We start from the raw sequence: 12,452 nt of genomic DNA on the forward strand, positions 1-12,452 counted from the left end.
ACGGCAGTCAGTCCCTTCCTTCGTGTACTCCCTCAGCTCGCCTACCCTTTTGTTCGGCGTCGGTTCTTCGCACTTCCTGGCTCCCCGATTTCCTTCTGCACACCTGCATTTCCTCTACGTTCGTCGCTTCTCTTCCACGGTTCCGGGCTTCGCACGATTCTCCTGCCTTTTGGGTCAGGGTTCGCACCCGCATCTACGCACGGGTTCACCTGCTATTGCGGCTTTTCCTGCAGGCTTCTTCGCTACTATCCCTTCGTATGACTGCTCACCACCCTTAGCCCTGTCTTATCCTTCGCGGACTTGTACAGGGGTTACTGCTGACTTCGCAGGCGCGATAAGCTCTCCTTGGGTCACGTCATCGTCTTTCCCTCGAATCCAGTCCTCTTAACTTGCGAAGTCTATGGTGGTATGGGACGTCCCCTTCTTTTGCAGGGTTATCCGACTTCGCCAGCCAACCTGGTTCGCCGCCTGTTCCGAGGTTTGCCTTCTGATCCTCCGCACGCTGCCTCACGGCCAACGCACTACCAGTCGGCTATGCGCTTCCGCCACCTCGCGGCACGCTCGGGTCTCTCACCCGTTAGTACGATGCGCTGCCAAGCGCACAAAAAACGACCCGCCGAATGGCGAGCCGAACAAGTGCGCAAGCTTATGGAGACCTCGTCAGGAAGCGTCGTCGCTGGCGGCGGCGTCCGCTTTTGCCGCTTCGCTCGGTCCGTCCCCGAGCCACTTGCGCATCAGCAGGAACAGCGGTGTCGCGTCCAGCTCAACCCCGTTGACTAACTCGGCGAAGTTGTAGATGAGCAAGAAGGGCAGCAAGCCCAGCGCCAAAAGGCCAATTACAAATCCAACCGTCACATTGCGAGCCAGCTTACCGATCGTCATACACGTGTCATCTCCTCTTTGTTTTGTTACAACTTTGTGTCTTCCCATTATATATCGCATCACGATATATGTCCATACGTTTTTTTACCCGATTGTGAATGTCCGAAACATGAGCGAGCTGAATCTTGACGGCGGCCTATGCTACAATTACGATGCAGTATTATCGAGCGCTCAACCAAGAAGTCCATATTTGACGAACGATTTCTGCAGTCCTGCAAAGAGAAAGAAAATTTTTATGGGCGTCCATTTAAGCCCTTACCTCGTCCTTAAAAAAAACGCAAGAGCGGGGATTGCCTTCTACGAGCGCGCGCTGGAGGGGAAGGTACAGTCGATGACGACATATGGCGACGTACCTGCGGACGGGTCAGCACGGCCGACGAAGCCGGAGTTTGCCAACCTGATCGTGCATGCGGATATCTCGTTCGGCCAGACGCATCTGCTCCTGTGCGACAATTATCCAGGCAATCCCATCGCGCGCGGCAATCAGGTCATGATTAGTCTCACCGCCGATGACATCGCGACGGCTCGTCGCTGCTTCGATGCGCTGGCTGAAGGGGGCGAGGTGACGCACGCGCTGACCGAGACCTCATTCAGTCCAGCTTTCGGCATGGTGAAGGACAAGTACGGCGTCAATTTCACCATTGTATCCGAGTAGAGCAGCCGCTTCGTCTGTATCCGCGTAGAGCGGCTCCTTCGCCCGCCGTTTGAGCGGAGACAAGCAAGTGGGCGTGCGACCGCCGACGTCCTGCCGCAACTTGCACGTCGGGAGTTGCGCGCCGAGCGATGTAAAGGAGACAAGGCCCGTGCGCATGCGCACGGGCCGACCGTCGAATTGAATAGGGGTAACTCACTGTCAGCGCTCTACTCCAGGAGGCGCGGCCATAAAAGGTGTCGCGCTTGCTCAGCCGACGGTCGAGGCGGCGTAGCGGTTCACCGGTACCGGCAGACCCAGATTGCCGCGCAGCGTGTCGGCTTCGTACTCGCTGCGGTAAAGGCCGCGCTCCTGCAGAATGGGTACGACCTGGTCGACAAAATCGCCGAGCTGACCCGGGAGAGCCGTGTGGACGATGAAGCCGTCCGCCCCCCGCTCGGCATGCCACTGTGTCAGCAAGTCGGCTACGGCCTCGGGCGTCCCGGTAAACGGGCTGCGCGGCGTAGCCGCTCTCAATGCCACCTGCCGAAGCGTCAGCCGCTCCTCGCGAGCCGTTTTTTTAATTTTGTCGGTACCGCTGCGAAAGCTGTTGCTGCCCAGCTCGCCCAGCTCGGGAAACGGTGCGTCAAGCGGATATTGTCCAAAATCATGATGCTCAAAAAAACGACCCAAATACGCAAGCGCTTGTTCGATACCGACCAGTTGCGCAAGGGCCTCGTACTTGTCCTCCGCCTCTTGAGCTGTGCGGCCGACAATGGGCGAAATGCCTGGCAAAATGACGATATCGTCGGCCGTCCGCCCCGCCGCGACGGTCCGCTCCTTGACCTCGCGATAAAACTGCTGTGCCTCGTGCAGCGAATCATGGCCGGTAAAGACAGCGTCGGCGGATATCGCCGCCAGTCGCTTGCCGCTCTCCGATGAACCTGCTTGGAAGACGACCGGATGGCCTTGCCTGGAGCGGGCAATGTTCAGGGGGCCTTCCACGCTGAAATGGCGGCCCTTGTGAGACAACCGGTGCATTTTGCGCGGATCGAAAAAGACGCCGCCTGCCTTGTCGCCTACAAATGCGTCGTCCTCCCACGAATCCCAAAGCCCGCGCACGACCTGCAAGTACTCTTCGGCAATGGCATATCGCTCGTCATGGCTGGGATGCTTGTCGCGGCCGTAATTGCGAGCGGAGCCTTCCAGCGGCGACGTCACCACATTCCAGCCGGCGCGTCCGCCGCTGATATGGTCGAGCGAGCCGAATTGACGCGCGACCGTGAACGGTTCGCTATACGACGTGGACAGCGTGCCGACCAGCCCGATCTTGGAGGTCGCCGCTGCCAGCGCGGACAAAATCGTCACCGGCTCGAAGCGGTTCAGGAAATGCGGAATCGACTGTTCCGTAATATACAAGCCGTCCGCGATAAAAGCCAGATCGAACTTGCCCCGTTCGGCCAGTTGCGCCTGCGTTTTGTAAAAATCAAAATTGACGCTCGCGTCAACGGGCACCTCCGGGTGCCGCCAAGCGCCTACGTGGCCGCCTACTCCGTGAATCAATACGCCCAGTTTTAATTTTCTGCTCATCCCACGTCCTCCTTCTTCTTCCGGGGGCGGTCAGCCTCTTCGGGCACCCGCCAGGGCAATGCTATCCGATAACTCCTCACCAACAGTTCGCCGTTGTAGATGTCCTTGTCGACGGCGCGCGCAAAACCTAGCCTCTCGTACAGCCTGACCGCCGATCCCATCAACTCCGTCGTGTGCAGGTGCAGCGCCTGGGCTCCCCACCCCTCGGCGACTTGTGCGCTCGTACGAAGCAGCTCTGTCGCCACCCCCTTGCCGCGTGCCGCTGGTGCAACAGCCAGCAGACGCAGAATTGGAGTGTCGATGTGGGGGCCCTCCGTCCCATACGCTTCCCTGGACGAAGCGAACAGGAACACGCTGCCTGCCAGCTCTCCGTCCAGTTCGGCGACCAGCCGATATTTGACGGTATCGGAGATGACACTGGATACGATATTATGCTTGTACTGCACCCACCGCTCAAGCGGCAAGCTCTGCTCGTATTGCCGATACGCATCCAGCAGCACGCGCTCGATCGCCGCGTCGTCAGTGCGCGCGGCTTCACGAACGATTAATCGCGCTTTTGTCGCCATCGCTCAGCCTCCTCCTCTCGCGGCGGTCTGCCCTGATGTCGCCGCGAGCGCCGCCCTTGCAAGCTCTCGCGTTCGCCCGATCTGCGCCAGATGAAGCTTCAGATGCGCCGAGAAGGCGGCGATTATGGCTTCAAGCGAGACGCGCTCGCCTTTGGCATTGATGCCGTCCAGCGTCCACGCTTCAGGGGCAAGCCGCTCGAATAGCCGCGTGTGGAAAGCATGCAGCGCGCCAAACAGCGCCAAATAGTCGGTCGCGTCCCCATCTGCGGCATGCTGTCCCTCGACCCACTCATCCTGGCGAAATGCGGGCAGTCGCACCGCGGACCGCGATAACACTTCGCGAATACGGAATGACACGACAAGGTAGTGGTCGGTCAAATGCGCCAGCACCTCTGTGACGCTCCACTTGACCGGAGACGGCTTGTAGCCGAGTTCTTCACGGGTCAGGCCGGCGACGGCCTGCTCCAGTAGCGCGAACGACTGCCGATAGGCGTCCAAATGCAAATGCTCCGTCATGCTAGTTCTCCTCCTTTTTGATGCACGCCCGACTCGACTCCATGTCGCGCGAGCCCGCGGGCTGCTTGCAGCCGCTCCAGCGCGCCGCCTGCCAGCGCAGCCAGATATTCGGCTGTCTGCGGCAATGCCTTCTCGTCCAGATCAAATTTGGGATGATGCCATTCGTATTCGCCCGACGTGCCGACAAAGACAAATGCGCCGGGGATTTGCTGCAAATAAAAAGCAAAATCCTCGCCGGCCGGCGACGGCCGTGGCACAACGGTCTGCAGGCCGATCCGCTCCGCTGTAGCGGCGGCATGACGCGTCCAAGCTTCGTCGTTGACCACAGCAGGCGGCCCGTCAATCCAGCGAATCGACGCCTCGGACTCAAAGGAAGCAGCGATGCCGGACACCAGCGCGGCAAAGCGCTTGCGGACATGCTCGCGGATCACAGGGTCAAAGGTACGCAGCGTGCCGTCGAACACCGCATGCTCGGGAATCACATTCCAGGACGTCCCGGCATTCAGACGCGTCACGCTGACGACCGCGCTGTCGAGCGGTCCAACATTGCGACTGACAATCGATTGCAGAGCGGTCACGATATGCGCCGCTACGACGATCGGATCGACCGCTACCTCCGGAACGGCGGCATGGCTGCCTCGGCCCCGCACGTCTACTGCAAAGCCGTCAGCGGCCGCCATCAGCGGGCCGGACTTGACGCCGATCGCGCCGACTCGAAGATCGGGCTTGTTGTGCAGGCCGAAGATCGCCTGCACGCCCTCCAGCGCGCCGCTGCGGATGAGCTGGACTGCGCCCTTGGCCTTCTCCTCCGCCGGCTGGAACAGCAAGCGCACACGACCCGGCAGATCCGCCTCCCGCGCCTTGAGCCGCAGCGCCGCGCCGAGCAGCGCCGCAGCGTGAAAGTCGTGCCCGCACGCATGCATCCGGCCGGGTACACGCGAGGCGTAGTCGAGCCCGGTCTCCTCTTGCACCGGGAGCGCGTCAATGTCTGCCCGCACCGCCACAATCGGACCATCGACGGCGCTGCCGATCTCGGCAACAAGACCCGTCGACAGGCCCAGATCGAGCTCGCGGATGCCCGCCTCAGCGAGTTGCTCACGCAAGTAGGCCGTCGTCTCATGCTCCTCATTCGACAGCTCGGGATGGGCATGGAGATGCCGCCGCACGGCGATGAGTCGCTCCGTCCAAGCGGCCGGGAAATCCTTCGTCACCCACACGTCTGCCCCTCCTCTCCAGCCGCCTGCTTGCCTGCCATGTCAGCCGTGTCGAACAAACGAATCAGCCGCGTAAATGAACGCTCTCGCTTGGCGTAATCGCCGATGATTGCGGTGAACAGCATCTCGTCCACGCCGAATTCCCGCTGCAGCTCCAGCAATCTGGCGCGCACGCGCTCTTCCGTGCCGATCGTCACGTCCGCGTCGCGCACCTCGGTCGTATACGCTTCGCCGGCCTGGCGCGCATATTCTTCCGCCTGTTCGAGCGAGCCGACGTTGACCGTCTGGCCGCCGGCGAGTGTGACGCGTACGCTCTGATGCTGTCCCTTGAGGCTCTCCGCCTCTTCCTCATCCTCGGTAATGATGACCGCCAGGGCGAGCATGGGACGAGGCGGACGTCCGTGAGTGCGCAGGAAGTGCGACCGGTACGTATCGATTGCCTCGCGCGCCGTCTCATGGTCGCTGTTGATAAATCGCGCGAAGACGTAAGGCAGTCCCTTGTCCGCCGCCAGCCGGGCGCTAGCCACGCTTGTGCCGAGCATATACAGCTCGGCCGGCTGTTCCGTCAGCGGCGCAGCCTGCAACCCGGCCAAGGGATGGCCCGGCTCCGCAGGCCCGTGCAAGTAGCGCCGCAGATCGTCGACTTGTTCCGCCAGCGGAGGCGGCGCGCTCTTGCCGCTGCGCAGCGCCTGCGTCGAACGCGGCAGTCCGCCCGGCGCCCGGCCGATGCCGAGCTCGACACGCCCCGGCGCCAGCGTGGCGAGTACATTGAAGCACTCAGCCACCTTGTAGGCGCTGTAATGCTGCAGCATGACGCCTCCCGAGCCGATCTTGATCCGCTCCGTCGAAGCCAGCAGATGGCCGATCAGCACCTCCGGCGCCGAGCCGGCCGTCTGCGTCCCGTCATGGTGCTCGGCTACCCAGTATCGGGCATAACCGAGCCGATCGGCCAGTCGTGCCAGCCGTACGGTATTGCGCAGCGCTTCGCCCGGTGTCTGGCCGGGGAAGACAATGCTTTGATCGAGGATGCCCATCGTCAGGGTCATCGCGATCCCTCCATTCTTCCTTGTCAGATATGATAGATCGGTTCCGGCGCGATACGCTTCAGGAAGCGGCGCGTGCGTTCCTCCTTGGGATCGCTGAACATCTCGCGTGGCGTGCCCCGCTCGACAACGACGCCCTCGTCCATGAACAGGACCTGGGTGGCGACATCCTGAGCGAAGCTCATTTCATGGGTGACAATCATCATCGTGATGCCTTCTCTAGCGATCGTACGGATGACGGCCAGCACCTCCCCGACCAGCTCGGGATCGAGCGCCGAGGTCGGCTCATCGAACAGAATAACCTCGGGGTTGCCCGCCAGCGCCCGGGCGATGCCGACACGCTGCTGCTGGCCGCCCGAGAGCGCGCTCGGATAGGCGTCCAGCTTTTTTCCCAATCCGACCTTGTCCAGCAGTTGTGCACTGCGCTCGCGCGCCTGATCGCGCGGCATTTTCTGGACCACCAGCAACCCTTCCATGACATTTTCGAGCGCAGTCTTGTGGCGGAACAGATTGTATTGCTGGAAGACCATAGCCGTCTTGCGGCGCAACGTATAGATGTCCTGCTTCCTGGCGCGCTTGCACTGGATGGTGAAATCGCCAATGGTCAGCTCTCCCTCGTTCGGTCGTTCCAAAAAATTGACACAGCGCAGCAACGTCGTCTTGCCCGAGCCGCTAGGGCCTAGTATTGCGACGACCTCGCCTTTTTGCACCGTGGCATCAATTCCTTGCAGCACCTCATGATGACCATATTTTTTGCGAATTCCGCTCAGCTTGATCACGACGACACCCCTCCCCGGTTGTACAGACTAATGCGCCGCTCGACCAGCGCCGCCAGCCGCTCCAGCGCCAGCGTCATGCCCCAGTACAGGATCGCCGCCGCCAGATAGGCCTCGAAGTATCGCCAGTTGGTGGAGGCGACGATCTGCGCCTGGGCATTGATATCGACGACGGAGACGGTAAAAGCGAGCGATGAAGCGTGCAGCATGCCGATGACGCTGTTCGACAAATTGGGCACACTGGCCGCCATCGCCTGCGGCAGTACGATCCGCCGCAGCGCCTGACCGGTCGTCATGCCGACCGCTAGGCCCGCCTCCATCTGGCCCCGATCGACTGCCTGTATGCCCGCGCGCACCACCTCGGAGAGATAGGCGCCCGCTGTGATGGAGAAGGCGATATAGGCGAAGCCAATCATCGGAATCATCGCCGAGCGCACTGGCAGACCGGCTCCGGCCAGCGGACCGTCGATCAGCAGCGGCAGGCCGAAATAAATCAGCAGCAGGTGGGTCAGCATCGGCGTGCCGCGGATAAAGGTGACATATGCCGAGGACGCTTGCCCCAGCAGCGGCACCCGATAGATGCGCAGCAGCGCGGTCACCGTGCCAAGCAGCAAGCCGCACAAGGAGGAGACCGCCGTGATCGCAAGCGTCGTCGGCACCGCCTGCAGCAGACTGCGCAATGCAGTCCAAATGAAGCCCGGATCCAGATTCATCCGCTCGCCCCCTCTCTGCCGAGTCGCGCCTCCTGGGCGAAGCGGCGCATCAGCGCCTGACGTCCGAGTCGGCCGAGTCGCGGTAGCGCGGCTACGCCCTGCTTGCGGAGCAGACTGCGCTCCCACCACAGGAACAGCCGCTCCAGCCCCCAGCTAATGATGAAATACAGCGCCGCCAGCGAGAGGTACGCCTCCAGGAAATGCTGCGCCAGCAAGCCGAGCGTCTGCGCCTTGCCCGTCAGCTCCATCACGCCCAGTGTGAAGGCCAGGGAAGTGTCCTTCAGATTGGCAATCACCAGATTGCCCAGCACCGGCACGGCGATGACAAGCGCCTGGGGCAGCACGATGCGCCGCAGCGCTTGCGGACCGCTCATGCCAACGGCGTAGGCTGCCTCCACCTGGCCGCGATCGACTGCCGTCACCGCGGCGCGGATCGCCTCGGAGATGAACGCCCCGCTGTGCAGGCCATACGCCAGGACGACGAAAGCAAGCGCCGGCGTGCGGGAGAGATCGAGACCGAGCGGCTCGACCAGCTCGGGCAGCCCATAGTAGAACAAGAACAGCTGAATCAGAATCGGCGTGCCGCGAAAAAACGAAACATACACCTGCGATACCCGCTGCAGAATCGGCACACGGTATAGACGAGGCAGCGCCGCCAGCGTACCCGCAATCAGTCCGACCGCAATCGATCCGACTACGATCAGCAACGTGAGGCGCAGCGTCGGGAGCAACTTCATAAAGTAAACGCCGATCAGCCCAAACTCGAATGCCTGCTCGCCCATTGTACGCGCCCTCCTTCCTGCGGCAGTCGCTCCCGATACCCGGGCGCGCTACTTGGTAAAATCATCGCCCAGCCAGGTCGTGCTCAGCTCGCTGAGGGTGCCGTCTTCCTTAATGGCGACCAGCGCCTCGTCGATTGCATCCGCCAGCTTTTGCGAGGCGGGATCGTCCTTGCGAAAAAGAAACAGGATGTCGGCGGAGCTGAGCGCCTCGCCCGTCGTCTTCAGCTTCCCGTTGGGATCGATTAATGGCAGTGTAAAGTCCGCTGCGAGCGTCGCGTCCACCCGTCCGGTCGTGATCTGGCTAACCGTATCGTTGGCGCCGCCGTTGTTATAGACAATATCGATCTTGGCATCATGCTCGGCATTGTAATTTTCGAGAATTTGCGCCTGCGCGCTTGTTGCGGAGGTCAGCACTTTCTTGCCCTGCAGGTCGTCCAGCGTCTGGATCGAATCGTTATTTTGATCAACGATGATAAAGTTCTTCCAGTGTGCGTAAGGTTCTTTATTAAATAAATATTTGGCTTGACGTTCCTCGTTTTTTTCGAATTGATGCGCAGCAAAGTCAATTTTTTCTGTCTCCAGACTTAGCAAAAGATTGGTGAACTCGAATGTGCGAAGCTCGAATTCGTATTCGTCCAGTCGCTCGTCGATCTCTCGCACCAATTCAACGTCAAAGCCGGTCAGTGTGCCGTCTTCGTCAAGAAAGGCGACTTTGGGAAATTGTGTCCCGGTACCGACGATAATCTGCTCGGGCGCCGACGCGCGATCGTTTTCCGAACCGGATGCGGCGCCGCTCCCCGCCTTTGATTCCGTGCTCGTCTCCGAGCCGGTGCCTGTCTGTGTACCTGCATCCGTCTCCGCCGGCTCCTCGCCGCCGCATGCCGTCGTCACTGCCAACAGGCCCGCCAATACGCTTAAGCATCCGATTTTTTTCATGATGTGAATCCCTCCCAGTTTCAAGGCAATTTTAAACTTATAATACCTACCCGAAAAGTATGAATTATAGTTGGCTTTTACTTTACACCCGGCTTCTCCAGACGTCAATACAACAGCTAATAGAGAAAATCGATATGACAATCGAATTTTTCATGAAGCACTTTGCCAAAGGCCAAAATCGCCTCCACCAGCTCGGCGTGCACGCCATGCGTATATATCAGATTCGTCTGCAGCGAGATGCCGGCCGCCTCCGGTACCGGCACTGCGAGCAGCAGGCCATCCTTCACCTCTTGCCGCGCGCTGAGCGCAGGTAAAAAAGCGATGCCGGCTCGGCGCATGACCAGTTTTTTGGCCATCTCCGAATTGTCCGTATGGAAGCAGATGTCGGGCGGCTGCTTGAGACCCTCAAAGAGCCGATGGATGCGAAGCCAGTCGAGTGCGCCGCATTCGAAAAAAATCAGCTTCTCCTGGGCAATGCGGCCCACACTGGGAGGCTCAAGACAATTCAGAAGCGGATGATCCGGATAGACGTGCAATTGAATCAAATCCTCGTAAAACTTGACGGACTGCAACTGGGGGTGAGTCAAGCTGCGGGTAAAGCCAAGATCGACTTCGTTGTCAGCGACCCGCGCGGCGATGTCGTCGGATGTAGCGGTTACGATGCGAAAGCGGGTGTTAGGGAAGCGCGCGGTTAAATGCGGCAACAAATCGGGGACAATGTAGTTGGCCACCGATAAGGTGCAGCCGATGCGCAGTTCGTCTGGACTTGGCGTTTTGGGGTTGACATGGCGTTTACTGCTTTCGTAGGTGACGAGAATCTGGCGGGCGTAGGGGAGGAAGCGCTCGCCAGCCTCGGAGATTCGGACTTGCTTGCCGGCGCGGTCGAACAGCTTGGCGTCCAGTTCGCGTTCCAGCGACTGGATTCTGGCTGTCACCGATGGCTGGGATAAATAAAGCGCTTCGGCAGCTTTGTTAAAGCTGCCGAAGTGAACGACGAATACAAATGCTTCGATGTTTTCAATGTTCATCGCCGCACCTCTCTCCAAATTATATTTAACACATAGAATAACTCGGATTAAGGCAAGAGTAAAGATGCCAGCGCTACTGGCCTGCTCACGTCGGAACATTCAGAAGCTGCTCCAAATGCTTGACAGTCGGCGTAAGCGCAGCAAAGAAGTAGGCTTCGCGCAGCCTTCGGGAAGAGGAACAATGCAGCGTGTATGCCGAGCCGCCGCGATGCAGCATCTCCGACTGAACGCCCTGTAACGCAGCATACGCCGTATCCAGCCGCAACTGCAGCACCTCGCGCCAGCGTGCATCCAGGTCCGGTGCTGCGGCAAGATCCAGCAAACGCATCTCCAACCGCTTCGCTTGCTCGCCCAACTGCTCCGCTCCGACCGGCAAATGCAGGCTGGCACCGCCCTGCGTCTCGCGCTGCCGTCGCACCGCCTGCACTGCGCTCTGCAGTACGCCCAGGCCGAGCGGAATCTGATACAACACGAAGGTCGCACGGATCCGGCTCACAAACGCGTCGGCATCCTCGTCAATTATCCATTCGTCCGGGACGCGCACCCCGTCAAAGCGGCAAGCATAGGTCGCACTGCCGTTTATTCCGAGGTAGCCTGTGCGCTCGCTCAGTGCCAAGCGTTCGACGTCGCAGGGGACGAACAGCATGACCGGCTTCGTGTACGGATTCGACGGCGTCGCCGCTCCTGCAACGACGCCGAACCAGTGCTCGTCGCCCAGGTTGGACACCGTGGGCAACAGGCCGTGCAGCATTCGTCCATCCTCTGTCCGCTCGGCTCGCAGCCGCAGCTCCTCCATGCCCGCGTAATGCTTCATCGGATTGGACAAGCCTGTGCCGCCGAGCCGCTTTCCCCGTTCCAGCTGAGGCAGCAAGCGCTCGTGCAGCCAGCCGTTGACGCTATGGCGCGCATACGTGAGCGCGGCCAAATGGCACCATAAATTAAACCCGGTCGTCATGCAGATCCGCGACGTCAGGAGTCCAAGCCTCACGCCGCGCTCGCGCACAGCCGCATCCTCGCGGCCACGTGAATCCAGCAGACCGGATGCGCCGAGCGCGATCAGATAAGGCTTGGCATAATAGGCATCGGCATCAATGCTGCGAACAAAGGGCTGCAGCAAATCCTTTGCCGCCTGCTCGGCAGCTTTCAGTTCCGCCCCGCTCATCGTTCCCCGGACTCATCCAGCTCGGTAATCGTATCGATCGGCGTATCAACCGCTTCCCGAGCACGCTTGACTGCGGCTTCGTCGGGCGCCTTATAAAAGCACAGACATTTCGTCATGTCCTCGCATACATACGTGCGAGAAAAAGCGACCTCCGGCACCTTTGCGTAATTCGGCGCGTTGGCTTTTTTGCGTGCCAAATACCGATCCATCGTGAGGTCCGCCGGCAAATTCCATTCGACCAGATAATTGACGTCGTGCGCCCCCGCCTTGATCGACTCGAGCTCACGGCCAACGAGCCGCACCGGCTTGACCAGTTGCACTGCCAAATCCGCGTCCGAAAGCGCATGATAGGCCTCGTGCTCCCCCTTGACATCGGCGATCACGAACAACTTTGCACGATCGCTCGGCACCTGTGCCTCGATCAAATCGCCGTCGCGCACGTTCAGTGCGGCACGGAATTTTTCCAGCTTCTCCTGCACCGCCTGTTTGCTGCGAGCGGATTCCTCCACGATTGCTTCAATGAGATACAGTGCCATTATTTATGCTCTCCTTTTCGCCTCGCAGCCGGCTGACCTGCCGCATGGACAGCGCAGCCGGTTGGGACTATAATTTA

At 60.3% G+C, this 12,452-nt stretch carries 14 protein-coding genes; 1 reads left to right on the forward strand and 13 read right to left on the reverse strand.

Going from position 1 to position 12,452, the window contains the following annotated elements:
• Positions 1-660: 660 nt before the first annotated feature.
• Positions 661-882, reverse strand: a complete 222-nt coding sequence (locus tag IDH44_RS03565) for a hypothetical protein (protein ID WP_190914777.1) — start codon at positions 880-882, stop codon at positions 661-663.
• 109 nt (positions 883-991) lie between these two features.
• On the opposite strand from IDH44_RS03565, the gene IDH44_RS03570 reads away from it, so the two are divergent.
• Entirely contained in the window at positions 992-1,537 is a 546-nt protein-coding gene (locus IDH44_RS03570; protein WP_190914779.1) for a VOC family protein, read from the forward strand.
• A gap of 246 nt (positions 1,538-1,783) precedes the next feature.
• On the opposite strand, the gene IDH44_RS03575 is transcribed toward IDH44_RS03570, so the two are convergent.
• The 12 genes from IDH44_RS03575 to IDH44_RS03630 form a co-directional block, all read right to left on the reverse strand.
• Entirely contained in the window at positions 1,784-3,103 is a 1,320-nt protein-coding gene (locus IDH44_RS03575) for an LLM class flavin-dependent oxidoreductase (protein ID WP_190914781.1), read from the reverse strand.
• Positions 3,100-3,669, reverse strand: a complete 570-nt coding sequence (locus IDH44_RS03580; RefSeq protein ID WP_190914783.1) for a GNAT family N-acetyltransferase — start codon at positions 3,667-3,669, stop codon at positions 3,100-3,102. The genes IDH44_RS03575 and IDH44_RS03580 overlap by 4 nt, the downstream gene beginning before the upstream one ends.
• Before the next feature lie 3 nt (positions 3,670-3,672).
• A complete protein-coding gene (locus tag IDH44_RS03585; RefSeq protein WP_190914785.1) occupies positions 3,673-4,185 on the reverse strand; it encodes a DinB family protein in 513 nt (170 codons plus the stop codon).
• Complete coding sequence (locus tag IDH44_RS03590) at positions 4,182-5,402, reverse strand: amidohydrolase (RefSeq protein ID WP_317890100.1); 1,221 nt, start codon at positions 5,400-5,402, stop codon at positions 4,182-4,184. The genes IDH44_RS03585 and IDH44_RS03590 overlap by 4 nt, the downstream gene beginning before the upstream one ends.
• Positions 5,393-6,445, reverse strand: a complete 1,053-nt coding sequence (locus tag IDH44_RS03595) for an LLM class flavin-dependent oxidoreductase (protein WP_190914787.1) — start codon at positions 6,443-6,445, stop codon at positions 5,393-5,395. The genes IDH44_RS03590 and IDH44_RS03595 overlap by 10 nt, the downstream gene beginning before the upstream one ends.
• Before the next feature lie 23 nt (positions 6,446-6,468).
• Entirely contained in the window at positions 6,469-7,221 is a 753-nt protein-coding gene (locus tag IDH44_RS03600; RefSeq protein ID WP_190914789.1) for an amino acid ABC transporter ATP-binding protein, read from the reverse strand.
• On the reverse strand, positions 7,218-7,931 hold the full coding sequence (locus IDH44_RS03605; protein WP_190914791.1) for an amino acid ABC transporter permease: 714 nt from the start codon (positions 7,929-7,931) through the stop codon (positions 7,218-7,220). The genes IDH44_RS03600 and IDH44_RS03605 overlap by 4 nt, the downstream gene beginning before the upstream one ends.
• Complete coding sequence (locus tag IDH44_RS03610) at positions 7,928-8,713, reverse strand: amino acid ABC transporter permease (RefSeq protein ID WP_190914793.1); 786 nt, start codon at positions 8,711-8,713, stop codon at positions 7,928-7,930. Before IDH44_RS03610 ends, IDH44_RS03605 begins: the two co-directional genes overlap by 4 nt.
• A 48-nt stretch (positions 8,714-8,761) precedes the next feature.
• On the reverse strand, positions 8,762-9,649 hold the full coding sequence (locus IDH44_RS03615; protein WP_190914795.1) for a transporter substrate-binding domain-containing protein: 888 nt from the start codon (positions 9,647-9,649) through the stop codon (positions 8,762-8,764).
• Between the two features lie 116 nt (positions 9,650-9,765).
• Positions 9,766-10,776, reverse strand: a complete 1,011-nt coding sequence (locus IDH44_RS03620; RefSeq protein ID WP_317890101.1) for a LysR family transcriptional regulator — start codon at positions 10,774-10,776, stop codon at positions 9,766-9,768.
• Positions 10,763-11,839, reverse strand: a complete 1,077-nt coding sequence (locus tag IDH44_RS03625; protein ID WP_190914797.1) for an acyl-CoA dehydrogenase family protein — start codon at positions 11,837-11,839, stop codon at positions 10,763-10,765. The genes IDH44_RS03620 and IDH44_RS03625 overlap by 14 nt, the downstream gene beginning before the upstream one ends.
• Positions 11,836-12,375 (reverse strand): DUF4242 domain-containing protein, encoded by a 540-nt coding sequence (locus IDH44_RS03630; RefSeq protein ID WP_190914799.1) that lies wholly within the window; start codon positions 12,373-12,375, stop codon positions 11,836-11,838. The genes IDH44_RS03625 and IDH44_RS03630 overlap by 4 nt, the downstream gene beginning before the upstream one ends.
• Positions 12,376-12,452: the final 77 nt, after the last annotated feature.

This window comes from Paenibacillus sabuli (genome assembly GCF_014705605.1).
Lineage (GTDB): Bacteria > Bacillota > Bacilli > Paenibacillales > Paenibacillaceae > Paenibacillus_D > Paenibacillus_D sabuli.